This is a genomic window from Oerskovia flava, from assembly GCF_026163685.1.
Classification (GTDB): Bacteria; Actinomycetota; Actinomycetes; order Actinomycetales; family Cellulomonadaceae; genus Oerskovia_A; species Oerskovia_A flava.
In genome coordinates this window covers 19,285-43,012 of the sequence record NZ_JAOXSR010000006.1, presented here as the reverse complement: position 1 = coordinate 43,012, position 23,728 = coordinate 19,285, and the positions used below count along the sequence as shown (strand labels likewise).

At 73.2% G+C, this 23,728-nt stretch carries 21 protein-coding genes; 8 read left to right on the top strand and 13 right to left on the bottom strand.

Going from position 1 to position 23,728, the window contains the following annotated elements; all coding sequences use genetic code 11:
- The first annotated feature begins 113 nt into the window (after window positions 1-113).
- Window positions 114-908: a hypothetical protein gene (locus OHL10_RS11155; RefSeq protein WP_265522292.1), complete on the top strand. Its 795-nt coding sequence runs from the start codon at window positions 114-116 to the stop codon at window positions 906-908.
- 136 nt (window positions 909-1,044) lie between these two features.
- Here the strand turns inward: OHL10_RS11155 and OHL10_RS11150 are convergent, their stop codons facing one another.
- Window positions 1,045-1,233 (bottom strand): PspC domain-containing protein, encoded by a 189-nt coding sequence (locus tag OHL10_RS11150; protein WP_265522291.1) that lies wholly within the window; start codon window positions 1,231-1,233, stop codon window positions 1,045-1,047.
- A gap of 85 nt (window positions 1,234-1,318) precedes the next feature.
- Between OHL10_RS11150 and solA the strand changes: the two genes are divergently transcribed.
- Entirely contained in the window at window positions 1,319-2,497 is a 1,179-nt protein-coding gene (gene solA, locus OHL10_RS11145; protein WP_265522290.1) for an N-methyl-L-tryptophan oxidase, read from the top strand.
- A 78-nt stretch (window positions 2,498-2,575) separates the two neighbouring features.
- Here solA and OHL10_RS11140 read toward each other — a convergent pair whose 3' ends face one another.
- From OHL10_RS11140 to hrpA, 4 genes are all read right to left on the bottom strand, one after another.
- Window positions 2,576-3,370, bottom strand: a complete 795-nt coding sequence (locus OHL10_RS11140; RefSeq protein ID WP_265522289.1) for a hypothetical protein — start codon at window positions 3,368-3,370, stop codon at window positions 2,576-2,578.
- A gap of 56 nt (window positions 3,371-3,426) precedes the next feature.
- Window positions 3,427-3,948: an O-acetyl-ADP-ribose deacetylase gene (locus OHL10_RS11135; protein WP_265522288.1), complete on the bottom strand. Its 522-nt coding sequence runs from the start codon at window positions 3,946-3,948 to the stop codon at window positions 3,427-3,429.
- A gap of 15 nt (window positions 3,949-3,963) precedes the next feature.
- Window positions 3,964-5,172 (bottom strand): beta-ketoacyl-[acyl-carrier-protein] synthase family protein, encoded by a 1,209-nt coding sequence (locus OHL10_RS11130; RefSeq protein ID WP_265522287.1) that lies wholly within the window; start codon window positions 5,170-5,172, stop codon window positions 3,964-3,966.
- 129 nt (window positions 5,173-5,301) lie between these two features.
- Window positions 5,302-9,690, bottom strand: coding sequence for an ATP-dependent RNA helicase HrpA (hrpA, locus tag OHL10_RS11125; RefSeq protein WP_265522286.1), 4,389 nt, complete (start codon window positions 9,688-9,690; stop codon window positions 5,302-5,304).
- A gap of 367 nt (window positions 9,691-10,057) precedes the next feature.
- Between hrpA and OHL10_RS11120 the strand changes: the two genes are divergently transcribed.
- A complete protein-coding gene (locus OHL10_RS11120; protein ID WP_265522285.1) occupies window positions 10,058-11,002 on the top strand; it encodes a potassium channel family protein in 945 nt (314 codons plus the stop codon).
- Between the two features lie 315 nt (window positions 11,003-11,317).
- Here the strand turns inward: OHL10_RS11120 and OHL10_RS11115 are convergent, their stop codons facing one another.
- On the bottom strand, window positions 11,318-12,910 hold the full coding sequence (locus OHL10_RS11115) for a bifunctional phosphatase PAP2/diacylglycerol kinase family protein (protein WP_265522284.1): 1,593 nt from the start codon (window positions 12,908-12,910) through the stop codon (window positions 11,318-11,320).
- 155 nt (window positions 12,911-13,065) lie between these two features.
- On the opposite strand from OHL10_RS11115, the gene OHL10_RS11110 reads away from it, so the two are divergent.
- Window positions 13,066-13,965 (top strand): siderophore-interacting protein, encoded by a 900-nt coding sequence (locus OHL10_RS11110; protein WP_265522283.1) that lies wholly within the window; start codon window positions 13,066-13,068, stop codon window positions 13,963-13,965.
- A gap of 203 nt (window positions 13,966-14,168) precedes the next feature.
- On the opposite strand, the gene OHL10_RS11105 is transcribed toward OHL10_RS11110, so the two are convergent.
- The 4 genes from OHL10_RS11105 to OHL10_RS11090 form a co-directional block, all read right to left on the bottom strand.
- Entirely contained in the window at window positions 14,169-14,642 is a 474-nt protein-coding gene (locus tag OHL10_RS11105; RefSeq protein WP_265522282.1) for a hypothetical protein, read from the bottom strand.
- Between the two features lie 100 nt (window positions 14,643-14,742).
- Window positions 14,743-15,612: a metal ABC transporter permease gene (locus OHL10_RS11100; protein WP_265522281.1), complete on the bottom strand. Its 870-nt coding sequence runs from the start codon at window positions 15,610-15,612 to the stop codon at window positions 14,743-14,745.
- The gene (locus OHL10_RS11095; RefSeq protein ID WP_265522280.1) at window positions 15,609-16,397 is read right to left on the bottom strand and encodes a metal ABC transporter ATP-binding protein; all 789 of its coding nucleotides are present in this window, start codon (window positions 16,395-16,397) and stop codon (window positions 15,609-15,611) included. The genes OHL10_RS11100 and OHL10_RS11095 overlap by 4 nt, the downstream gene beginning before the upstream one ends.
- A complete protein-coding gene (locus tag OHL10_RS11090; protein WP_265522279.1) occupies window positions 16,394-17,359 on the bottom strand; it encodes a metal ABC transporter substrate-binding protein in 966 nt (321 codons plus the stop codon). Before OHL10_RS11090 ends, OHL10_RS11095 begins: the two co-directional genes overlap by 4 nt.
- 107 nt (window positions 17,360-17,466) lie before the next feature.
- On the opposite strand from OHL10_RS11090, the gene OHL10_RS11085 reads away from it, so the two are divergent.
- The gene (locus OHL10_RS11085) at window positions 17,467-18,846 is read left to right on the top strand and encodes a TrkH family potassium uptake protein (RefSeq protein WP_265522278.1); all 1,380 of its coding nucleotides are present in this window, start codon (window positions 17,467-17,469) and stop codon (window positions 18,844-18,846) included.
- Entirely contained in the window at window positions 18,839-19,534 is a 696-nt protein-coding gene (locus OHL10_RS11080; protein WP_265522277.1) for a potassium channel family protein, read from the top strand. The genes OHL10_RS11085 and OHL10_RS11080 overlap by 8 nt, the downstream gene beginning before the upstream one ends.
- Before the next feature lie 5 nt (window positions 19,535-19,539).
- On the opposite strand, the gene OHL10_RS11075 is transcribed toward OHL10_RS11080, so the two are convergent.
- A complete protein-coding gene (locus OHL10_RS11075; protein ID WP_265522276.1) occupies window positions 19,540-20,493 on the bottom strand; it encodes a universal stress protein in 954 nt (317 codons plus the stop codon).
- Window positions 20,494-20,653: 160 nt separating this feature from the next.
- Between OHL10_RS11075 and OHL10_RS11070 the strand changes: the two genes are divergently transcribed.
- A complete protein-coding gene (locus OHL10_RS11070; protein WP_265522275.1) occupies window positions 20,654-21,343 on the top strand; it encodes a response regulator transcription factor in 690 nt (229 codons plus the stop codon).
- A gap of 52 nt (window positions 21,344-21,395) precedes the next feature.
- Window positions 21,396-21,830, top strand: coding sequence for a pyridoxamine 5'-phosphate oxidase family protein (locus OHL10_RS11065; RefSeq protein WP_265522274.1), 435 nt, complete (start codon window positions 21,396-21,398; stop codon window positions 21,828-21,830).
- Here the strand turns inward: OHL10_RS11065 and OHL10_RS11060 are convergent.
- Together OHL10_RS11060 and OHL10_RS11055 are read right to left on the bottom strand one after the other, a co-directional pair.
- The gene (locus OHL10_RS11060; protein ID WP_265522273.1) at window positions 21,772-22,938 is read right to left on the bottom strand and encodes a GAF domain-containing sensor histidine kinase; all 1,167 of its coding nucleotides are present in this window, start codon (window positions 22,936-22,938) and stop codon (window positions 21,772-21,774) included. The genes OHL10_RS11065 and OHL10_RS11060 overlap by 59 nt on opposite strands.
- Before the next feature lie 94 nt (window positions 22,939-23,032).
- Window positions 23,033-23,605 (bottom strand): hypothetical protein, encoded by a 573-nt coding sequence (locus OHL10_RS11055; RefSeq protein ID WP_265522272.1) that lies wholly within the window; start codon window positions 23,603-23,605, stop codon window positions 23,033-23,035.
- Between the last annotated feature and the right edge of the window lie 123 nt (window positions 23,606-23,728).

Sequence of the window (23,728 nt, the reverse complement as noted above, 5' to 3'; positions counted from 1 at the left end):
ACTACCGTCTCTTATCCGAGCGAGGACTTCACCGGGACGTGTGCCGGACCGCAGGCGCCGGACGTCTGGCCCGCCGTGCGCGCCATCCAGGACAGCATCGCTCTGGTCGGCCGATGAGCGAGGCGGGCGCGCAGACCAGCTCACCGGCCGGAGCTAATCGCTTCGCCGTGATCAGCCGCCGGGTGATCTTCTTCTCGGCCTACGTGATCATCCCTCTCGGCGTGTGGGCGATCCTCTCGGGCCGGGTCGCTCTCGGCGTCACGATCATCGCGGCGTTCTTCGTCGTGGTGGTCGCTCGTGTCGTGTGGATGGTGAGGCGTGGGGCGCTGGCGCTGGCGGAACGCCGGGAGGTGGCCGAGGTGGTGGACGTCGCTGTCGCGACCCCGGGCGCGCCGTCGTCCGTCGACCGGGTGGTCGGTGAGCTGCTCGCACTGAACTCCGACGGCCTTCCCTATCTGCTCGAGGCGCAGCGGGGCACCGACGGCCGCGTGCGGCTCGAGGTGCGGTGGAAGTCCGAGGAGATGCGTTGGCAGACCCTGTTCGTCAGGGGCAAGGTCGCCTACGCCTGGCGCATGGAGGTCGACCTCGATCCGGAGCGGTCCCGGTACACCTTCGTCGAGTACTCCGGCACGGCGGACTCCCGCACCGTCGTCGGTCCCGGAGGGGCGTCCTCGCGGGCGAGCTGGAAGTGGCACCGTGGCAAGACGTCTGGTCGTCTCAACATGACGATCGCCGAGGGTGCTGACGGCCAGGTGCACGTGGCGAGCTCGGGGGAGACGCGGACCTCGTGGGAGGGTGCGGTGTCGATCCGACCCTCCGACGCGAAGGTCCCGGTACTCACCCTGCTCCGCAACCACGGCTGGCGTCCACGGTTCGACTGGTTCGGTGCCCGGCTGTTCGAGAAGTAGAGCGCCGATCCGCTCGCGAGACATGACCCGATACGATTCGGTGGCGCCCTGCGGGTCCGACCGACCCGAGGGCGCAGTCGGCCTGCTCGACGCACGGTCTTCGACCGGCAGCCCTGAGGTCGGCCGGTCCGGCGGCTCAGTCGTCGCTGGGCATGATGATCCACAGCACGATGTAGGCGATGACCTGCGGGCCGGGCAGCAGGATCGACGCGACGGCGACGACACGCACGACGGTCGGGCTCCAGCCGAAGCGACGGGCGAGGCCCGCGCACACTCCGGCGATGACACGGCCGCGGCGGGGACGGGACAAGGTGGGTGCGCTCATACCTCGACGCTACGACGTCCGTGGCCCGCTCGGTATCGGGGAGACCCCTGACCCGGCCCGGACGTGACCCTGGGACACTGGTCCCGTGACGGACGCGCAGATCGGTGTGGTGGGGCTCGGCGCTGCGGGCAGTTCCGCCCTGTGGAGGGCGGCGGCCCGCGGGGCGAGCGTCGTGGGGTTCGAGCAGCACACCCCGGGCCACGCCCACGGGTCGTCCCACGGGCACACGCGGCTGTTCCGCACCGCGCTCGTCGAGGGTCCTGAGTACGTCGGCCTGGCACTGCACGCCCGCGACCTGTGGCGCGAGCTCGAGTCCGCGTCGGGCCGCGAGCTCCTCACCCTCACCGGCGGCATCTTCATGGGCCGGCCCGACGGCGCCATGGTCACCTCCACGCTCGACGCCGTGCGTGCGCACGGGCTGCCGCACGAGCTGTTCGACACCGACGATCTGCGCCGCCGCTTCCCCCAGCACGTCGTCGACGACGGCACCGTCGGGCTCGTCGACCCCGGCACCGGCGTCGTGCGGTCCGAGGCCGCGATCCGCGCCGCGGTCGACGTGGCCCGCGCGCTCGGCGCCGAGGTCCGCACCGGTGCGCGCGTCGTCGCGATCGAGCCCGACGACGCCGGGGTCACCGTCCGCACCAGCGGCCCGCAGGGCGACGAGGAGACCCGGGTCGAACGCCTCGTGGTCGCCGCCGGCGCCTGGGCCACCGACCTCCTGCCCCGGCTCACCGTCCCCACCGAGGTGCGCCGGGTGGTGCTCACCTGGTTCGGGGAACGGGACGCTCCGTCGGGCTCTGGCACCGGCGCCGGCGCCGGCTTCGACCCCGACCGGTTTCCCGTCTTCATCCACGAGAGCGACGGCCACCTCGCGTGGGGAGCGCCCGCGCTCGAGGGGCACGGCGTCAAGGTGGGCCTGCACGACCTGCCGGGACCCGTCGTCGGGCACCCGTCCCGCAACCCGCTCGACGCCACCCCCGACGAGTGGGAGCCCGTCGCCCGCTGGGTCGCCCGGCGGCTGCCCGGCCTCGACCCGCAGGCCGTCACCGCCGAGGGCTGCATGATCACCATGACCCCCGACCACTCCTTCTCGATCGGTGTGCCCGCCGCCTACCCCCGCGTCGTGCTCGCCGCCGCGTGCTCCGGGCACGGCTTCAAGCACGCGTCCGCCGTCGGCGACGCTGTCGCGGCGCTCGCGGTGGGCGACACCCCGGCTGTCGACCTCACCGGCTTCTCCCCGGACCGCTTCGCCGCCCGCGGGTAGTCGCGCCGATGCTGCCGGCCCGTCTATGCCGACGACGTCGGAGGCCGAGATCGACCCTGGCCTGACCGGCTCGATCGATCAGCGGGCGGTCCACGCCGCGACGGCGACGATCACGGTGGCAACCCCGGTGGCCGCCAGGGTGAGGTGCTCGAAGACGGAGCTGGTGATGACGTCGAGGGGCAGCAGCGGCACGACCACCGCGGTCCACACGGTGACCACCACCGCCAGGCCGAGGGTGACCTTGGCGACGGTGGTGACCGCGGTGAGACTGTGGGGAAGTCGCTTCCGCACGAGCGCGACGACGAGGACTGCGACGGCTGCGACGGCGGTGATGGCGAGGTTGATCCACACACCCGACGGCAGTCCGTCGGTGCCGCAGCCCGTGCTGGTCTCCAGGCCGACCCGGTAGTGCTCGAGATCGAGCGCGTTCGAGAACTGCAGGGCCAGAGACACGAGGGGGCCGAGCGTCGCCGTGGCCACGAGGATCACCGTCCTGGCCGACTCGAAGACTGTGGCGTTGGTGCCGTAGCTGCGGAGCACAGCCCGCAGACCGAACAGCAGCAACAGTGTGGCCAGGCCGAACACGGCACCGTTGAGCAGCTGCTCGTGGGCCGCCACCCCGGCCGCGGGCCCCGCGCCCGTCCGTCCGGACAGAACGCCGTAGTTGAAGGCGAGGATCAGCAGGGTGAAGAACGCACAGGTGAAGATGACCACCGAGTCGGCCAGGTGGGGGTCTTCCGAGGTGTCGGCCTCGTGGTCGAGCGGCAGCAGGATGGCCAGCAGTGCGAAACCGGCGAGCAGCCCGGCGATGGCTGAGTACCAGCCGGCAGACGATGCGATGTCGAACGCAGCGGCTTCGAGGCGGCAGTCCATGGCTCAGTATGGCGGCTCACGACACCGTCGTCCGGTCTCTGAGCTCTCCACCGGCGTCACGATCCGTCGAGCGCAGCGCGGAACGCGGCGAGCACGGCGGGGGAGAAGAGGACGAACTGCACCGAGTCCACGCCTGACCCGTCCCACGACCGCACCGCCGTGACGGCGACCTCCGCGACCTCGCGTGCGTCCCACCCGTAGACGCCCGCGCTGACGGCGGGGAACGACGCGGACGTCGCGCCGACGCGCGCCGCCTCGTCGAGCGAGCGGGTGAAGCAGGACGCGAGCAGCCGGGGGTCGCGCTCGCCGCGGTGGCGGTTCGGGCCGACGGTGTGCACGACCCACCGCGCCGGCAGGTCGAAGCCGGGCGTGACGACGGCGTCCCCGACGCCGAGCCCGTCGGGGAGGGTGGTGCGCCGCAGCTCCCGGCACGCGTCGAGGAGCCCGGGCCCTGCGGCCGCGTGGATCGCGCCGTCCACCCCGCCGCCGCCGAGCAGCGACGAGTTCGCCGCGTTGACGATCGCGTCCGTCGTCGCGGTCGTGATGTCGCCCTGCCGGGCGCTGAGGTCGGGTCCCATGGACCCATCCTCGGCTCAGGCGCGCGAGACCACCACCGACGCGCTGTGCCCCCCGAAGCCGAACGCGTTGACCACGGCATGCTCCGCCGTCGTGCCGTGGGCGCGGTCCTGCACGACGTCCAGGCCGATCTCCGGGTCCTGGCGGTCGACGTTCAGCGTCGGCGGCACCTGGCCGTCCCGCAGGGCGAGGACCGCCACGAGGGTGCCGAGGGCGCCGGACGCGCCGAGCAGGTGACCGGTCGAGGACTTGGTGGACGTGACCGGCGGGAGGTCCGGGAGCGCGGTGGAGATGGCGAGCGCCTCGGTGCGGTCCCCGGCCGGCGTCGACGTCGCGTGCGCGTGGACCAGCCCCACGTCGGCGGGCGTCAGGCCCGCGGCGCGCAGCGCGGTGGTGATCGTGCGGGCCTGGTTGCGCGGCTCCCCGCCGACGATGTCGTACGCGTCGGACGTCACCGCGGCGCCGGAGATCGCCCCGTGCAGCGTGGCCCCCCGGGCCCGGGCGTGGTCCTCGCGCTCGAGCACGAGCAGCGTCGCGCCCTCCCCGAGGACGAACCCGTCGCGGTCCGCGTCGAACGGGCGCGACGCGCGCAGGGGCTCGTCGTTGCGGGTCGACATCGCGCGGGCCCGCGCGAACGACGCGAACGCGAACGGCACGACCGGCGCCTCCGTGCCCCCGCACACGACGACGTCGGCCACGTCCGCGCGGATGAGCTCGCGACCCATCGCGATCGCCTCCGACCCGGCCGCGCAGGCGCTGACCGGTGTGCGGGCGCCGCCCTGCGCCCCGAGGTCGATCGACAGCCACGCGGCGGGCCCGTTCGCCATGAGCATCGTGATGGCGTGCGGGGAGACGCGTCGAGCCCCCGCCGTCTGGAGCACCTGGCTCTGCTCGACCGTCGTCGCGATGCCGCCGACCGCCGTCCCGACGACGACCGCGACCCGCGTCGGGTCGACGTCCGGTCTCCCAGCCGACGCCCACGCCTCACGCCCCGCGACGAGCGCGAGCTGTTCGGCCCGGTCCAGCCGCCGGAGCTCACGCACGGACAGCTCGTCGGCGAACGCGTCGTCCACGCGGGCCGCCATGCGGACCGGGAGGTCGTGCGCCCACTCGTCCTTCACGGCCTCGATGCCCGAGTCTCCCCGCAGCAGCGCCGCCCACGTCCGCTCGGCGGTCCCGCCGACCGGCGTCACCGCCCCGTACCCCGTCACCATCACTCGTTCCATGGAACAGTCCCCCTGCCACGGCCCGGCGGGAGGTCGCCGCCGGACGCCCTCGTTTCCCCGTGGGGACAGTCAAGAGCAGTCGCGCGGTTTTGTCCCGGCGAGACGCGGCGTGTCGGGGTCCGCGCCGACTCACCAGCCGCCGGGAGCGAGCACCTTCCGGATCCGCTTCTCGCTGACGGAACCCTGCGTGCCGAGCTGCTGCGCGAACAACGACACACGGAACTCCTCGATCATCCACCGGACCTCGGCGAGCTCGGCGGCCCGCGCCGGGTCGGGCGGCCCGGCGGCCCACGCTGCCCTGGCCTTGGCCGCGGCCTCCTCGACGTCGTGCACGCGCCACGCGAGCTCGGCGTCCCGGTTCGGGTTCGTCGTCGCCTTCTCCAGCCGGTACGACGCCGCCCGCACGTACCGCGTCAGGTGCGGCAGCCGCTCGGGCGGGGTGGCCGACACGAAGCCGTCGTGGACGAGACCGGCGACCTGGTCCCGGAGGTCGGTCAGCGTGTTGAGCAGGGCGAGGCTGTTCGCCGCGCGGATCTCCCCGTCGAGGGTGCGCGCGGCCGTGAGCACCGCGACGACGTGGCCGACGACCTGGTGCACCTGGTCTTCCAGGCGCTCCCGGACGAGGTCTCGCGCGCTCGTGTAGGCGGCGGCGTCCCGGATCGTGCGGGCGTCGGGCAGCGTCGTACGCTCGGAGGTCCCGCCGGCCGGGTCGCTCCCGCCGGAGGTCAGGGCGATGACGGCCGCGAGCTGCAGATCCGCGACCAGCGCCGCGGTGTTGCGGTAGGGGCTCGCCGCGAGCGTGAGCGACTGCGACCCGTTCCAGCGGCTCGTGATCCGGCCCGGCGCCAGCGCGGTCTCGCCGAGCAGCAGCCGGCGCACGCCGCGCGCGTGGGCGTCGTCGCGCAGCCGCGCGTCGGCCAGCACGCGCAGCGCCACGTTCGGCATACCCTTCGCGTCGCGTTCCTCGACGAGCGCCGGGTACCCGCGCACGAGCACGCCGCCCCCGGCGTCGGTCTGCACGACGTCCGGCAGCGCTCCGTCCGGCAGGTCGTCCGGCCAGGTCGTCAGGGCGGCCCGTTCGGCGATCGCCGGTGCCGGGGGAGGGCCCGACGCCGGAGCGGGCGCCGCCGGTGCGGCGGGCACGGGGCCGCCGGTCCCCGTGGTGGGTGCGGCTGATGCGGCCAGTGCGGCTGGTGCGGTGGTCGCGGCCTGCGCGGGAGACGCCTCGGCCGCCTCCCGCAGCGCCTGTCCGACGGCGCCCTTGACCGCGGCGCGCACGGCGGCCTGGTTCTGCGCGGCGAGGCGTCGCTGGAGCGCGATCAGGTCCTTCGACTCGTCGAGCACGACGACGCCGCCACGGCCGCGCGTGTCCTCGACGCGGAACGTCATGCGCAGGTGGTTCGCGAGGCGCGCCTCCTGCTCGGGTCCCCACGCGTCGTCGGGCACGACGACGTCCCGCAGCGCCCGCACGGCGCGTGAGAACGCGGTGCGGAAGGGCTCGGCCATGTCGCCGGCGCGGGTCATGTCCTCCCAGGCGGGGGTGTGCTCGCGCAGCCAGGCGACGACGTCGCGGGCGACGTCCGGCGCGGGCACGAGCTGGACGCGCACGGGCTTGGGCAGCGACCGGATCGTGGCGGTCGCGAGCTCGTCGAGCAGGCCCGGCACCATCCAGTCGAAGCCGTCGGGGACGACGCGGTTCAGCACCGACACCGGGATGTGTACCGTCACGCCGTCTGCTTCTGTACCAGGCTGGAACTGGTAGGTCAGCGGCAGGCTGAGGTCGCCCTGGACCCACTGCTCGGGGAACTGCGAGGTGTCCACGGCCTCGGCGTCGGGCACGAGCTGCGCGAGCGTGAACGTCAGCAGGTCCGGCTCGCGGCGCCGCGCGCCCTTCCACCACTGGTCGAAGTGCCGGGCCGAGACGACGTCGTCGGGCAGCCGCTCGTCGTAGAACGCGAACAGCACGTCGTCGTCGACGACGAGCCCGCGCTGGCGCGAGCGCGCCTCGATCTCCTCGGCCTCCTCGAGGAGGCGGCGGTTCTCGTGGAAGAACTGGTGGTGCGTCGTCCACTCGCCCTGGACGAGGGCGTGGCGGATGAACAGCTCGCGGGCGCCCTCGGGGTCGACCTTGGCGAAGAGGACCTTGCGGTCGGCGACGATCGGCACCCCGTAGAGCAGGACCTTCTCGTGCGCGATCGCGGCACCCTGCTTGCTCGACCAGTGCGGCTCGGAGTACGTGCGCCGGGCGAGCGACCCCGCGAGGTCCTCCGCCCACTCGGGCTGGATGCGGGCGACGTCGCGCGCCCACAGGCGGCTCGTCTCGACGAGCTCCCCGGCCATGATCCACACCGGGGGCTTCTTCGACAGCGGCGAGCCGGGGAAGATCGCGAACCGCGCCCCGCGCGCGCCGAGGTACTCGTTGCGGGCCTGCTTCTTCGCCCGGCGGATCGCCTGCTCGCGCGCCGCACCCTTGAGGTGCGCGACCGACGACGCCTTGACGTCCCCCGACTCCTGCATACCGATCTGCGACAGCAGCCCCGCGAGCAGGGCGCGGTGGATCGTGTCGCCGTCCCAGCTCTGACGGTGGTCGGCCTCGGCGGTCTCCGGGGCGGCCGGCTCGGCGCGCTCGTCGGTGCGGACCTCGCCGCGCGCGCGCGGCCGGTAGGACATGTCGATGCCGAGCGGCCTGCCCATGTCGCGGAGCTGCGCGACGACGTCCTGCCACTCGCGCACGCGCAGGAAGTTGATGTACTCCGCCTTGCACAGGCGCCGGAACGCGCTCGACGAGAGCTCGTGCTGCTGCTCGCGCACGTACTCCCACAGGTTGAGGTAGGTGAGGAAGTCCGAGCGCGGGTCGGCGAAGCGTGCGTGGAGCTGGTCGGCCTGGGCGCGGAACTCGGCGGGGCGCTCGCGCGGGTCCTGGATGGACAGGACGGCCGCGATGATCGCGACCTCGCGCGCGACCTGCAGCCGCGAGCCCTCCCAGATCATCCGGGCGAGGCGCGGGTCCATGGGGAGCTGGGCGAGGACGCGCCCGGTCTCGGTGAGGCGCGTGACCGTCCCGTCCGCACCCGCCCGGCCCACCGTCTCGAGGGCGCCGAGCTCGGTGAGGAGCTGCACGCCGTCGCGGATCGCGCGAGTGTCCGGGGGCTCGACGAACGGGAAGCGCGCGACGTCGTCGGGCGAGGACACCACCCCGACCGAGATCATCTGCAGCAGCACGGACGCGAGCGACGTGCGCAGGATCTCCGGCTCGGTGAACTCCGGGCGGGACTCGAAGTCCGCCTCCGCGTACAGCCGGATCGCGACGCCGTCCGCGACACGCCCCGAGCGTCCCGACCGCTGGTTCGCGCTCGCCTGCGACACCGGCTCGATGGGCAGACGCTGGACCTTCGTCGCCTTCGAGTACCGCGAGATGCGGGCCGTGCCCGGGTCGATCACGTAGTGGATGCCCGGGACCGTCAAGGACGTCTCGGCGACGTTCGTGGCCAGCACGATGCGCCGCGCCGTGTGCTGCTGGAACACCCGGTGCTGCTCGGCCGACGACAGCCGCGCGAACAGCGGGAGGATCTCGACGCGCTGCGGGTGCTTCGGGTCCCGCACGCGCTCCTTGAGGTGCCCCTCGAGGGCGTCCGCGGCGTCGTGGATCTCGCGCTCGCCCGAGAGGAACACGAGGATGTCGCCCGGCCCCTCGGTCATCAGCTCGTCCGCGGCCTCGACGATCCCCGCCATGAGGTCCTTGTCCTGGGAGGCCTTGCCGCCCGACCTGCTCGACGCCGCGCGCCCGCCCGCGCGCTCGTCCTCGCCCTGGTCGGGACTCAGCGGGCGGTAGCGGATCTCCACCGGGTAGGTGCGGCCCGTGACCTCGATGACCGGCGCCTCGTCGGGCAGCGCGTCGACGACGTACCCCGGCGCACCGCCGAGCTCCGCGAGCCGTGCGGGCGAGAAGTGCTGGGCGAACCGCGTCGAGTCGATCGTCGCCGACGTGATGACGACCTTGAGGTCCGGGCGCTGCGGCAGCAGGCGGGTGAGGTAGCCGAGGAGGAAGTCGATGTTGAGCGACCGCTCGTGCGCCTCGTCGATGATGATCGTGTCGTAGGCGAGGAGCTGCGGGTCGCGCTGGATCTGCGCGAGCAGGATGCCGTCCGTCATGACCTTGACGAGCGTGTCCTCGCTCGACGTGTCGGTGAACCGGACCTGGTAGCCCACGACGCCACCCAGCGGCACCTGCAGCTCCTCGGCGATGCGCTCGGCGACCGTCCGGGCGGCGATCCGGCGTGGCTGCGTGTGACCGATCTGCCCTGCCCGGCCGCGGCCCAGGTCGAGCGCGATCTTCGGCAGCTGCGTCGTCTTGCCCGAGCCCGTCTCGCCCGCGACGACGACGACCTGGTGGTCACGGATCGCCGCGGAGATGTCCTCGCGGCGAGCGCTGACCGGGAGCTGCTCGGGGTAGACGATCGGCGGGACGGTGACCGTCGCGCGCGCCTCCGCGGCCTTCTCGAGCTGAGCCGTGCTCACCTGACGCGTACCCGACGGCGTGCGCGACCCCTGTCCCCGACCCCCGCCCTGTCCCGTGCGCTGCCCACCGCGTCGGCGTCGAGGCGTCCGCGGGGTGCCGTCGGTGGCGCCGTCCCGGCGGGGAGGGCGCGCGTCAGGCTGCGGTTCGGTACTCACGACGGTCCATTCTCTCAAGCGCACGCAAGTAAATTCTCCCCCACCCCCGCCGAACACGAGGTTGATGACGGAAACGGGCTTGAGGCGACATCAACCACGGGCTCGACGGCGAGGAGGCGCGTTCTCGGCGCGCTCAGCCCGCCGCGGGGTCGACCGTCAGCGCGACCGCGCGTGGCGTGCGTGGCATGTCTACGGTGGGTGCACTCCGAGGGTGAGGAACGTGATGGACGTCGTGCTGTCGTTGGTGGGAGCCGCTGTCATCGTGCTCGTGCTCCGCGACGTGTTCCACACGCTGTGGCACCCGGCCGGGGAGGGTCGCCTGAGCGGTGTGGTGGGCCGCGCGACCTGGTGGGCGGTGCACCGTCTCCCGCAGCGGTCGAGGCTGCGGCGGCTCCTGCTCGACCTCGCCGGCCCGATGGTGCTCGCCGTCGTCGTCGTCGCCTGGGTGACGGGGGTCATCGTCGGCTGGTCGTTCGTCTTCTGGCCCCACATGCCCGACGCGTTCGAGGACTCCACGGGCGCCGTCCCGACGGACGTCTGGGAGCGCATGGTGGCGACGGTCTACGTCTCCATGGTCGGGCTGTCGACGCTCGGTCTCGGAGACATCGCGCCCACCACCGGCTGGACGCGGATCTGCACGGCGCTCCAGGCCGTCGTCGGGTTCGCCCTGCTCAGCGCCTCCGTGTCGTGGGTGCTGCAGGTCGCTCCCGCCCTCACGCAGCGCCGCGCGCTGGCACGTCGGTTGACCGCGTACACCCAGGCTCAGCACGGGACGTCCGAGGACCCCGGGGACGGCGGGGGTGCGCTGCGTGTCTCGACGCTCGACGGCCTTGTCGCGGACTTCTCGCGGGTGCACGTACAGCTCGGGCACTACGGCGAGACCTACTACTTCCGCGACGCGGACCCGTCCGAAGCACTGCCAGCGGCGGTGGGTGTGGGCGCGAACCTCGTGGAGGTGGCAGCCCTTTCGACCGACCCGGAGGTTCGCCGGTCCGCCAGGTCGTTGCGGTGGACCCTGGACCGCTTCGCCGAACTGCTCGACGGTGCCTACCTCCGCACCGGCGGATCTTCGGCGGAGGTCTTCGCGGCCTACGCGGCTGACCAGGACCACGAGCCTGTGTCGGCGAGCAGGGCGGAGAGCCCCGGCGGCCCGTGAGCGCGTCCGGCCACCTGGCCGCACGACTCGCCGAGAACGGGCGCACGATGGACGCCGAGGTACGCGCTGGAGCGGAGCGCTCCGGACCGAGCCGTGGTCCGGAGGCTCGACCGGCAGCCGGTGGCCGACCTGGACCTCTCGGTGGTCACGGTCGCGCGCAGGCGTCCTCGCGGCGCTCGCGCCACGCGTGCTGGTGCTCGGAGCTCTCTCGCCCAGGCCTACGGCGCCCCGGCCGGGGGGACCGTGCGGGGCGCCGATCCGCACCGCCGACGCGCAGAGCACCGCGATCTGCCTCGTGCACGGCGCGTCGCACGCTCAGCCCGCCGTGGGGTCGGTCGGGGCGTAGATCCGCAGGGCCCGGGGCTGCATCGTCAGCCGGACCGCCGTGCCCGACGCGTCCCCGTCCAGCACCAGCGTCTCGCCGTCGTGGGCGAGCACCACCTGCGGCCGGCCCTCGTCACCGGGCTCCGGGTGGGTCTCTCGATCGGCCTCCCGACGACCCTCGACGCGCAGGTCGAACCCGGGCGTCGTGGTGGCCCGCACCACGAGGTGCTCCCGGACCGGCGGCAGCGCCCGGGCGAGTCGTGACCCGCGGTCGCCGGCGGCGACCTCGAGGAAGGTGCGCACCCGGCTACCGCGACGCTGGGCGGTCGCGGTCCGGACGTCGAGCACCCCGTCGTCGAGCCGCAGCCGTTCCACGGGGGCGAGGCTCTGGGGGTAGTAGCGGTTGATGCCGGCGAAGAGCGACAGGTAGTCGTCGGTGCGCCCGTCCACCTCGAGCCGGACCGGCCGCGCCCGCGGGAGCACGCGCGCCGCGGCCCACACGGCGGCAGGCCACTTGCCGAGCCGGTGCTCGTGCTTCTCCCGCTCGGTGACCAGCTCGGGGTACACCCCGACGGAGAAGGTGTTGAGGACGGTCCGCTCGGTGCGGGCCCCGTGCTCGTCGACCACGAGGTCGGCGACGTCGATCACCACGCCGGCGCCCGACCGCACCGCCGCGACCGTCGCGGCCATCGACGTCAGGTCTGCCGCCTTCGCGAAGTGGTTGAGGGTGCCGCCCGGGAAGACCGCGAGCGGCAGGTCGTGGGCCCGCGCCGCAGCGGCGGCGGTGGAGACTGTGCCGTCGCCCCCGCTGATCCCGAAGGCCCGGGCACCGCGCTCCGCCGCCCGGCCGTAGAGCGCCGGGAGGTCGTCACCGTCGGTGAGGACGTGAACCTGCGCACGCGGCAGACCGGTGCGGATCGCGGTCAGCGGATTCTCGCCGAACAGGCGACCCGAGCCCGCAGCCGAGTTCACGACGACGAACAGGCCGTCTCCGTCCGCCAGGGCAGGCACGTCGGCGAGCGGGCCGGCCGGGACGTCGGGCACCGTGCCCGGGCCCCGCGGGAGCAGCGCCCACCCCGCGAGTGCGACGCCGGTGCCGAGCGCCGCACCGGACACGACGTCGGAGAGCCAGTGCGAGCCGGTGTGCAGTCGCGAGTACACGACCCCGCCCGCGAGCGGCGCGAGCGCCAGGCCGAGCGTCGGCCACTCGATCGCCACGCCCGTCACGAACGCCGCCGCCGACGCCGAGTGCCCCGACGGGAAGGACGGGGAGGTGGGCGGACGACCGACCCGTCGCCACAGCGGCAAGGGGTCGAGCGCCGGGCGCTGACCACCGAACACGGTCTTGCCGACGAGGTTCGCCAGGGCGCTCGCGGCGAGCAAGGAACCGTAGCCACGGAACGCGGCGTCCCGTCCGCGGCGCCCGGTCAGTGCCACCCCCGCCGCGACGCCCGCCCAGAGCACGCCGCGGTCCGCCGCGGCGGACAGCCGCACGAGGGCGGTGTCGGCGACGGTGCCGAGCGCGAGGCGGTTGGTCCAGGCGTTGGCCGCCCGGTCGGCGCGCCCCAGGGCAGGGAGCGCCACGTGCGGTTTGATCAGGCCGGTCAGGTGCGGCCGGGGCCGACGGGAGCGGTGGCGTGAAGGACAGGGCACCGTCCCATCATCGGCCCCAGACGCCCGTGCGGCTCGTCCTGCCGCGCGACACCACGTCCGGAGCGAGGTCGTGGTGGAATCGAGCCGTGCTCCGCCGACCAGTCACCCAGCTCGACCTGCTCCCGCGCCGCGTGCGCGTCCATGCCGTCGCGGAGACGTCCGCGGCGTTGCGCCGCATCACGTTCCGGGGTGCGGCTGACGCCGGGTCCGGTGCCGATGGTGACGCAGCCGGCGCGACGACTCTGTCCGCGCTGCGATCGCCTGGTCCCGACGACCACGTCAGGGTGTTCCTCCCGGACCCTGCGACAGGGATCCTGCACCCGCCGAGGCTCACTGCCGACGGCGCGCTGCAGCGTCCCGCGGGGCAGGTCTCGATCTCGCGGGAGATGACGGTCAGGGCGACGCGCACGGCAGACGGCGTCGCGGAGGTCGACATCGACTGGGTGCTCCACGGGGACGCCCTCGGCGGCGAGGAGGGCCCGGCGTCGGCGTGGGCCGCGCGGGCCGCGGTGGGGGACGAGGTGGTCCTCGTCGGCCCGACGACGAGTCGCGGTGTGCCCGACGGGATCGGGCGCCTGACGCTCGTCGGTGACGAGACGGGTCTCCCCGCGCTGGCACGGTGGGTCGCGGCCGTCCGGCCTGACGTCCCCGTGCAGGCGATCGTCGAGATCGGCGACGACGTCGACGAGGCGTTCGTCGAGGACGAGCTCGGTCGTGCGGTCGTCGAGATCCTCTACCGCACGGACGGTCCCGGGCAGCTCGTCGACGCGGTGCGCGCGCTCGTCCCGCTCGACGCCGACGAGGTCGTCGTCGGTGCGGGTGAGGCGACCGACCTCGCTGGAGTCCGCCGCGACCTGCTGCGCGCCGGTGCGGACGCCGACCGGCTCGAGCTGCGCGGCTACTGGCGCCGTGGGGTCGTCAACCTCGACCCGGAGGCACCGCTCGACGGTGCGCAGTGGGGTGCGGGCGTCGGGGCGGGCTCATGACGGGACGGACCGGGTCGGCTCCGTGCAGGCGCCCGGCCTCCACGAGTACCCGGTGGTCAGCACGGGCGGCTGGGCGTTGTGGTCGCCGCAGCCCGCGCTGCGTCTCACGACGACCAGGACGCGGGAACCCCGGACCCTGGACGACGGGGTCGCCGGCGCGATAGAAGTTCTGCTCAGTCGTGTTCGACGAGTCGTGTCCCGTCTCAGACGCCCGCGCGGCTCGTCTCGCCGCGCAGCTCGTCGATGTGGGCCTGGAGCCGCAGGAGGCTGGCGGTGACGTCCTCGCCGTGCCCGGCGGCGAGGTCCGTGACGTAGCGGAGCTGGGCCGATGCGGCGTCGAGCGCGACCTGCGCGTCGGCGAGGGCGACGGCGGCGCGGCCGTCGCTCAGCGGGTCCGCGGCCTCGTCGAGCGCGGCGCGTGCCTCGTCGGTCGCGGCGTGCACGGACTCGACGGCGTCGGTGATGTCGTGGCGGAGCAGTGCGGGGATCTCGGGGAGCTGGTGCTCGACCCGGTCGAGGTCGGTGTTGATGGTCTCGGTCTGGACCTGGGCGTCGGCCAGGAGCTGCCGGACCTCGGGGGTCGCGGTGGCGGTCGCGCTGAGCGGCAGCATCATCCCGAGCGCGAGCAGGCCCGCAGCGGCGAACCGTGCCGTTCCTGATGTCCTCGTCGACGTCATGGGGAAGAGTCTGCCTGCTCAACCTGGGATTTCGCCGAGAACAAGAGGTGAACTTGTGGTGATCCTGGGCACGGGCGCCGGCACGGCGGGTGGTGAGGGCTCAGCGCAGGGCGAGCCGCCGACGTCGGGCACGGGCGACGCGGGAGGCGACCAGCCCGTGCCGCGGGCTGAACAGGTAGACGACGGCGAACACCGCGCCCATCGTGAGCACCACCATGCCGCCCGACGACGTGTCGAGGTAGTACGACAGGTAGATGCCGGTCACCGCGGCGGCGGCCGCGACGAGGGGGGAGATCCACAGCATCCGCGCGAACCGGTCCGTGAGCAGGTACGCGGTGGCGCCGGGAATGATGAGCAGCGCCACGACGAGGATGACGCCGACGGCCTGCAGCGCGACGACGACCGTCAGTGCGAGCAGCCCGAGCAGCAGAGCGCCCAGGCGGCGCGGGGAGAGCCCGATCGCGTGGGCGTGCGTCGGGTCGAACGCGTACAGGGTGAGGTCGCGGCGCTTGAGCACGAGGATCCCGAACGTGATCACGCCGAGCACCAGCACCTGCACGAGGTCGGCGAGGCTCACCCCCAGCAGGTTCCCGAAGAGGATGTGGCTGAGGTCGGTCTGGCTCGGCGTCACGGAGATGAGGACGAGGCCGAGCGCGAACAGCGTCGTGAACACCACCCCGATCGCGGCGTCCTCCTTGACGCGGCTGGTGTCCCGCACGACGCCGATGAGCGTCACGGCGAGCAGGCCGAACACCAGCGCGCCGAGCGCGAACGGCGCGCCCACGACGTACGCGAGCACGACGCCGGGCAGCACCGCGTGGGAGACCGCGTCACCCATGAGGGACCAGCCGATGAGCACGAGCCAGCACGACAGGACGCCGCACACGATCGCCGCGGTGACCGTGACGGCCAGCGCGTTCTGCATGAAGTCGTAGGTGAGGGGCCCCAGGAGCAGGTCGACGGGGTTCACGACGCCTCCCGGTCCCCGCGGGCACCCTGACCGCCCTGCTGGCTGCGCCCGCCCAGCACGTCGAGACCGAAGGCGAGCGCGAGGTTGTCGGGGCGCAGCACCACGTCCGGGGTGTCGTGCAGCAGGACCCGGTGGAGGAACAGCACGGCCTCGTCGGCGAGGTCCGGGAGCGCGTGCAGGTCGTGCGTGGAGACGACGACGGTCCGCCCGTCGGCGGCGAGCTCGCGCAGGAGCGTGGTGAGCGTGGCCTCGGTGCGCTTGTCGACACCGGCGAACGGCTCGTCGAGGAGGAGGATCGTGGCGTCCTGCGCGAGGCCGCGGGCGACGAACGCCCGCTTGCGCTGACCGCCGGACAGCGCGCCGATCTGCCGGTCGGCGAGGTCGGTGAGCTCGACCCGTTCGAGCGCGTGCGCGACGGCCTCGCGGTCCGCCGGCCGCGGTCGGCGGGTGAAGCCCTGGTAGCCGTAGCGGCCCGTCATGACGACGTCGCGCACGCTCAGCGGGAACGCCCAGTCGACGTCCTCGCTCTGCGGCACGTACCCGATCGTCTGGGCGCGGCGGGCGCGGGCGGGGGCGGCGCCGTCGACCAGCACGGTTCCCTCGTCGGGGCGGATCATGCCCATGACGGCCTTGAAGAGCGTGGACTTGCCGGAGCCGTTCATCCCGACCAGTCCGCACACGGTGCCGTGGCCGATACGCAGCGTCGCCCGGTCGAGCGCACGCACGTCGCCGTAGTGCACGGTCAGGTCCGTCACCTGCACGGCGGGGACGGGGCTCGCGCTCACCGGTCCGCACCGCCCGTCAGCGCCTCGGCGATGGTCGTGGCGTCGTGCCGCACGAGGTCGAGGTAGGTGGGGACGGGGCCGTCGGGCTCCGAGAGCGAGTCGACGTAGAGCACACCGCCGAAGGTCGCCTCGCTCGCGGCGACGACCTGCTGCATGGGCCGGTCGGAGACGGTCGACTCGCAGAACACGGCGGGCACGTCGTCGTCCCGCACGGCGTCGATGACGCGGGCGACCTGCCGGGGGGTGGCCTGCTGCTCGGCGTTCACCGCCCAGATGTAGTGCTCGGTGAGCCCCGCGTCCCGGGCGAGGTAGGAGAAGGCGCCCTCGCACGTGACGAGCGCCCGTTGCTCCGCCGGCACGGCCTCGAGCCGGGTGACGAGGTCGTCGTGGACGGCCTGCAGCTCGGCGGCGTAGGCGTCGGCGTTGGCGCGGTAGTCCTCGCCGTGCGCGGGGTCGAGGTCGGCGAACGCGTCCGCCATGTTCTCCACGTAGACCTGGGCGTTGAGCGGCGACATCCAGGCGTGCGGGTTGGCGAGGCCGTGGTAGGCGCCACCGTCGACGTCGCTGATGGGGATGACCTCGACGCCCTCGCTGACGACGACGTGCGGCACGTCGAGGCCGTCGACGAAGCGCGCGAACCACACCTCGAGGCCGAGCCCGTTGTCGAGGACGAGATCGGCGTCGGTCGCGCGCCGGACGTCACCGGGTGTCGGCTCGTAGCCGTGGATCTCCGCGCCGACCTTGGTGATGGACTCGACGCGCAGGTGCTCGCCCGCGACGTTCTGGGCCATGTCCGCGAGGACGGTGAACGTCGTGAGGACGACCGGACGGTCGTCCTCGCCCGGCGTCCCGGCAGCGTCCGGACCGGCACCCTCAGCACCGCCCGTGCAGGCGCTCAGGGCGAGCGCGACGGCGGCGAGCACGGCGGCACCGGCACCGGTCCGGCGGGCAGATCCGGACATCCGGACAGAAAAGTTCGGCACACCGAACAATCTAGCGCGGCGCCGCCCGGACTTCAACGACCCGTCTGCTCGGCACGAGGGGGGTAGCAGGCGTACGCTCGCACCTCGTGACATCGTCGCGTTCGGTCTCGGCATCCGCGCGGTTCGGCCGGGCACTGCACCCGGCACAGATCATCGTGCTGGCCTTCTTCACCGCTCTGCTCATCGGCAGCGGTCTGCTCCTGCTACCCATCGCCAGCCCAGGCCCCGGCGGGGCCACCCCGCTGGTCGCGCTCTTCACGGCGGCGTCGGCGATCTGCGTCACCGGGCTCGTCGTCGTCGACACCGCCTCCGCGTGGACCCCGTTCGGTCAGGGGGTCATCGTCGCGCTCATCCAGATCGGCGGGCTCGGCGTCATGACGTTCGCGACCACTCTCGGCCTCGTCGTCGTCCGCCGGCTCGGGATGCGCTCGCGGCTGTCCGCCACCGCGGAGGCCCGGACCGTCGGTGCGAGCACGGTCGGCATGGGCGACGTGCGCCGGCTGCTGTTCGGCGTGGTGCGGACCGCGCTGATCATCGAGGCCGTCGTGGCGCTCGCGCTGTGGCTGCGGTGGACCATCGGCTACGGCGAGCACCCGCTGCACGCGCTGTGGCTCGCCGTCTTCCACGCGGTCTCCGGCTTCAACAACGCGGGCTTCGCGCTGTTCTCCGACAGCCTCATGGGCTTCGTCGCCGACCCGTGGATCTGCCTGCCGATCTGCGCGGCCGTGATCCTCGGCGGCCTCGGGTTCCCTGTCCTCATGGAGCTGCGCCGCGAGCTCGGCCGCCCGCTGCACTGGACGATGAACACGCGCGTCGTGCTGCTCGTGACGGGCGTCCTCCTCGCCCTCGGGACCGTCTTCTTCCTGGCCACGGAGTGGGAGAACGCCGCGACGCTCGGCACGCTCAGCCTCGGCGGGAAGCTGCTCGCGGGGTTCGTGCAGTCCGTCATGACCCGGACCGCAGGCTTCAACAGCGTCGACACGAGCGCCATGCACGAGGTCACGTGGTTCGGTACCGACATCCTCATGTTCATCGGCGGTGGTCCGGCGGGCACGGCCGGCGGCATCAAGGTGACGACCCTCGCCGTGCTGTTCTTCATCATCTACACCGAGGTGCGCGGCGAGGTCGCGGTCAACGTCCTCGGCAAGCGGCTGCCGCGCTCGACCCACCGCCAGGCCATCGCGGTCGCGCTCCTCGCGCTCGCCGCCGTCGTCGGTTCCACGATGGTGCTCATGACGATCGAGGGGTTCGGCCTGGACCGGACGCTCTTCGAGGTGATCTCGGCGTTCGCGACCGTGGGCCTGTCCACCGGCATCACGGCGGACCTGCCGCCCGCCGCCCAGCTCATCCTCGTCGTCCTCATGTTCATGGGCCGGCTCGGTCCCATCACGCTCGCCACCGCGCTCGTCCTGCGGCGCCGCCGCAGGTTGTTCGAGCTCCCCAAGGAAAGGCCGATCATTGGCTAGGACACCCTGGTTCTCCCGCAGCACCGAGCGCCTGGCGGACGCCGACTCGGTCGCCGTGATCGGCCTCGGCCGTTTCGGCAGCGCCCTCGCGATCGAGCTCGCCACGTCCGGGACCGAGGTCCTGGGGGTCGACGTCGACGAGGAGATCGTGCAGGCGCACAACGGCGTCCTCACCCACGTCGCACGCGCCGACTCGACCAAGGACGACGTGCTGCGTCAGCTCTCCGTCCCCGAGTTCGACCGTGTGGTCGTCGGGATCGGGTCCGACCTGGAGGCGAGCATCCTCACCACCTCGCACCTGCTGAGCTACGGCACGGGGCGGATCTGGGCGAAGGCGATCAGCGACGCGCACGGCCAGATCCTCGAGCAGCTCGGGGTGCACCACGTCATCTATCCCGAGCACGACATGGGCAAGCGTGTCGCCCACCTGGTGCGCGGGTCGATGCTGGACTTCGTGGAGTTCGACGACGGGTTCGTCATGATCAAGACCAGCCCGCCGCGCAAGTTCGTCGGGGTCCCGCTCGGCGCGTCGGACCTGCGCCCCCAGCACGACGTCACGGTGGTCGCGATCCGCCCGCTCGGCGGGCGGTGGACCTACGCGAGCAACGAGTCCGTGCTCGCCGCCGACGACACGATCATCGTCGCCGGCGAGGTGAGAAAGGCCGAGGCGTTCAGTCGCCTGCGCTGAGGGGGTCAGGCGGCGTCGCTCACGACCCCGCGGGTGCCGGCGTGCACGACGACGACGGGGTGGCGTGCGTCGTGCAGCACCTTCTGGCTGACGGAGCCGAGCATGAGCTTGCGCACGTCTCCTCGCCCGCGGGCGCCGACGACGGTGAGCACCGCGTCCTTGCCGACCTCCTGCAGGAGCTGGGCGGGCTGACCGTCCCGGACGACGACGTCGACCGTCGCGGCGGCGTGGGCCCCCGTGCGGACCCGAGCGAGCGCGTCCATCGCGACGGCCTCGGCGGCGTCGTGCGCTGCGCGGGCCGCGTCACCGCCGAACAACGGGTTCGTGGTCCACGCCGGGCCGACGTCCGACCGGAAGGCGGTCACGACGACGAGCCGCGTCCGGCGACGGGCGGCCTCGTCGAGGGCGAACCGCAGGGCGACGTCGGCGGCGGGGGACCCGTCGACCCCGACGACCACGTGCTCGCCGCCCGGCGCGTCAGGGGTGCACAGGCCACCACGGCCGCGCGGCACGACGACGAGCGGGGTCGTGACGCGGGTGGCGAGGCGTCCGCTGACGGACCCGAGGGCGATCGACGCGACCGCGCCCAGCCCGCGGGTGCCGACGACGACGAGGTCCGCGTCGCGCGCGGCGTCGAGCAGGACCTCGGACGGGCTGCCCGTGCGCATCGAGGTCCGCACGGGGACGCCCGGTGCGGTGCGCGCGACGCAGTCACCGGCGGCCTCGAGCACCTGCGCGCCGTAGTCGGCGATCTCCTCGAGCGGCGGGACGTAGGCGACGCCCGCGAACGGTGAGCTCACCATGGGGATCTCCCCGACGTGCAGCACGTGCAGCGAGCCGTCGCGGGAGGCGGCCTCGCGCGCTGCCCACGTGAGGGCGGCGGAGCCGGTGGGGGACCCGTCGACGCCGACCAGGATCGTCGGGGCGCCGAGGGGGCTGCGGTCGGTGGACATCGTCATCACTCCTCCGGAGCCCTTCGAACCCGCGTCGTCGCGACTCCTGATCCCTGTCTATCGCTGCCCGACGGTGCGACGCTGCGGCGCGAGGTCCTCACCTCGCCGGGACCTTGGTCCCGGACAGGTCGTCGCGCAGCCGGTCGCGGTCGCATAAGTTCTCCCTATGACCGACTCGCCGATCCGTGTGTTCCTCCTCGACGACCACGAGGTGGTGCGACGTGGCGTCGCGGCGCTCCTGGAGGCGTCGGGCGACATCGAGGTGGTCGGCGAGGCGGGCACCGCGCAGTCTGCGCTCGGGCGCATCAAGGCGGTGCGCCCCGACGTCGCGATCCTCGACGTACGCCTGCCGGACGGCTCCGGGGTGGAGGTCTGCCGCGAGATCCGGTCCGAGCTGCCCGACGTCGCCTGCCTGATGCTCACGTCGTTCGCCGACGACGAGGCCCTGTTCCAGGCTGTCCTCGCGGGAGCCGCGGGGTACGTCCTCAAGCAGATCCATGGCTCTGACCTCGTCGGTGCGGTCCGCACGGTCGCCGGCGGGGGTTCCCTGCTCGACCCGGCGAGCACGGCGCGTGTGCTGGAGCGGATGCGCAACGCGGCGACCGAGCAGCCCGACCGGCTGGAGGGACTGTCCCCGCAGGAGCGGCAGATCGTCGGCCTGATCGGCGAGGGCCTCACCAACCGGCAGATCGGCGAGCGGCTGTTCCTCGCGGAGAAGACGGTGAAGAACTACGTCTCGCACGTGCTCGCGACTCTTGGCCTCCAGCGCCGCACGCAGGTTGCGGTGCTCGCGACGGAGATGCGCACCGAGCCGCAGGCCGGTCGCGAGGGCGGGGAGCCCACCGCCACGCCGTAGCCAGGGACCTTCGACCCTCGCACGGTGGGGTGCCCTCGGGGAGGATGGGCAGATGGAGACGCCTCGTCATCTCGACACGGCCGGTCTGGAGCACGTCTCGACCGCCGAGTGCTTCGTGCTGCTGCGCTCCGTGCCCGTCGGCCGCATCGTCTACACCGACCGTGCGCTGCCGGCGATCATGCCGGTGAACTTCGCGGTCGACGGTGACGACGTGGTGATCCGTACCGGCGAGGGCTCGAAGCTCGCGGCGGCCGCGCGCGGCGCGATCGTCGCGTTCGAGGTCGACGAGTTCGACGAGCGGCTCGCCTCCGGCTGGTCGGTGGTGATCGTCGGTCAGGCCCGGGAGGTCCTCGACCCCGACGAGCGGGCCCGCCTGCTGGACCTGCCGCTGCACCCGTTCGCCCCGGGGCCGCACGACCACGTCATCGTCATCCGGCCCGAGATGATCTCGGGTCGACGGATCGGCGTACGGGCACTCGCCAGCTGAGCCTCGTGCCCGGCCGGTCCTGCGCGTCCGCGCGCGCGGCCTCCAGCGTGAACTCCCCGCCCAGGTCCTGGGCGCGGACCGCCAGGTTGCGCAGCCCGCTGCGGCGTCCGTCCGGGCGGATCCCGACGCCGTCGTCGGTGACGGTGAGCGCCACCTCGGCGGGTGTGACGGCCAGGTGCACGACGGTGGAGCCCGCCAGCGCGTGCCGGGCGACGTTCGTCAGCGCCTCGCCGAGGACCGCGACGACCTGGTCGGCGACGTCGGCCGGCACCTGGGCGGCAGGGTCCGCCTCGACCGTGACGTCGGGGGTGAAACCGAGGGTGCGCACGGCGGCGTCCACCGCGGAGCGGACACGGTCGTCCAGCGACGGCGCGGCCGGGTCGGCCGCGGTGTGCAGGGCGAAGATCGTGGACCGGATCTGGCGGATCGTGTCGTCGAGGTCGGTGACGGTCTCCTCGATCCGGCCGCGCGCCGTCGGGTCCGTCACGAGGCCCTGGATGCTCATGAGGGACATCGCGGAGGCGAAGAGCCGCTGGATGACGAGGTCGTGCAGGTCGCGGGCGATGCGGTCGCGGTCCTCGAGCAGGCCGCGGCGGGTGGCGTCGGCGTAGAGGCGGGCGTTGTCGACGGCGACGCCCGCGGCCGCCGCGAGCGCCGTCACGGCCGACTCGTCGTCGTCGGTGAACGACGCCCCGCCGCGCTTGTCGGTGAGGTAGAGGTTGCCGTAGACCGCGTCGCGCACGCGGACGGGGACGCCGAGGAACGTGTGCATGGGCGGGTGGCCGGCGGGGAAGCCGGAGGAGCGGTGGTCGTCGCCGATCTCGTCGACCCGCAGGGGGTGCGGTGCGTGGATGAGCTCCCCGAGCAGTCCCTCGCCCCGGGGCCAGTGCTCGATCGCGGCGACCTCGTCGTCGTCGAGCCCGCGGGGCACGAACCGCACGAGGCGGGGGCCGTCCGTGACGCCGAGCGCCCCGTACCGGGCGCCGGTGAGGTCCATCGCGCTGTCGACGATGCGCTCGAGGACGGTGTCGAGGTCGAGGTCGGAGGACACGGCGACCACGGCGTCCAGGACCCGGTGCACGACGTCGGACGGCAGGTTCTCGCTCACCCGGTGAAGTCTGGCACGAGTGGTGGCACGTGTGGTGGCACGACGAAGAGGGCGGGTGGACTCGCCGCCACCCGCCCTCTGGTTCATGTCGTCGTCAGACGAGCCAGGGGTTCTTCTGCACGATCGGCAGCTTCTTCCACTGCTTGCCGAGCCCGAGCGTGTCACCCGCGCCGATCATGGCCAGGGCGATGATCGTGATGGCCTCGGTGATGTGGCTGTCGATGATCGGGTTCGTGGTCAGCGGGAGCGAGGCCAGGAACATGAAGACCAGCAGCAGCGCCCCGGAGACGGCGGCGATCCGCATCCCGATGCCCAGGATGAGGGCGAGCCCGATGCCGAGGAGGCCGATCATGAACAGCCAGTCGGCCCAGGCGGCGCCCGCCATGCCGTTGAAGAGGCCGGCGAACGGTCCCTCGACGCCGCTGAGGTAGCCGGTCGTGGGGCTGGCGCCCTCGACCCAGGCGCGCTCGGCCGGTGTCGCGAAGCCGAGGCCGAACGTCTTGTCGAGGAAGGCCCACAGGAAGTAGAAGCCCAGCGCGATCCGCAGGACTCCCAGGACGACCTGGGTGGCGGTGCTGGCGCGAGCTGCGAGGCTCGGCGTCGCCACGTCGGTGGATGAGCTCGGTGGGAGTGGCGTCGTGGCGCCCCTCTCCATGGTCCCCTTCATGGTGGTTCCTCTCGTCGACCGGGACTTCGGACGTCCCGGCTCCTGGTACCACTTCACCAGGGTGGAGGAGCTGTGAAGGCCGGGCGAAGGTCGCCGACCGCAGGGACCTTCGTCCTCGGTCGG

Coding starts and splice junctions, on each gene's coding strand:
- OHL10_RS11055 (WP_265522272.1), bottom strand. CDS start 23,605: ATGAAGGGGACCATGGAGAGGGGCGCCACGACGCCACTCCCACCGAGC.
- OHL10_RS11105 (WP_265522282.1), bottom strand. CDS start 14,642: ATGACGTCGACGAGGACATCAGGAACGGCACGGTTCGCCGCTGCGGGC.
- OHL10_RS11130 (WP_265522287.1), bottom strand. CDS start 5,172: ATGGAACGAGTGATGGTGACGGGGTACGGGGCGGTGACGCCGGTCGGC.
- OHL10_RS11075 (WP_265522276.1), bottom strand. CDS start 20,493: ATGACGATGTCCACCGACCGCAGCCCCCTCGGCGCCCCGACGATCCTG.
- OHL10_RS11140 (WP_265522289.1), bottom strand. CDS start 3,370: ATGGACTGCCGCCTCGAAGCCGCTGCGTTCGACATCGCATCGTCTGCC.
- OHL10_RS11155 (WP_265522292.1), top strand. CDS start 114: ATGAGCGAGGCGGGCGCGCAGACCAGCTCACCGGCCGGAGCTAATCGC.
- OHL10_RS11070 (WP_265522275.1), top strand. CDS start 20,654: ATGACCGACTCGCCGATCCGTGTGTTCCTCCTCGACGACCACGAGGTG.
- OHL10_RS11065 (WP_265522274.1), top strand. CDS start 21,396: ATGGAGACGCCTCGTCATCTCGACACGGCCGGTCTGGAGCACGTCTCG.
- OHL10_RS11150 (WP_265522291.1), bottom strand. CDS start 1,233: ATGAGCGCACCCACCTTGTCCCGTCCCCGCCGCGGCCGTGTCATCGCC.
- OHL10_RS11090 (WP_265522279.1), bottom strand. CDS start 17,359: ATGTCCGGATCTGCCCGCCGGACCGGTGCCGGTGCCGCCGTGCTCGCC.
- OHL10_RS11135 (WP_265522288.1), bottom strand. CDS start 3,948: ATGGGACCCGACCTCAGCGCCCGGCAGGGCGACATCACGACCGCGACG.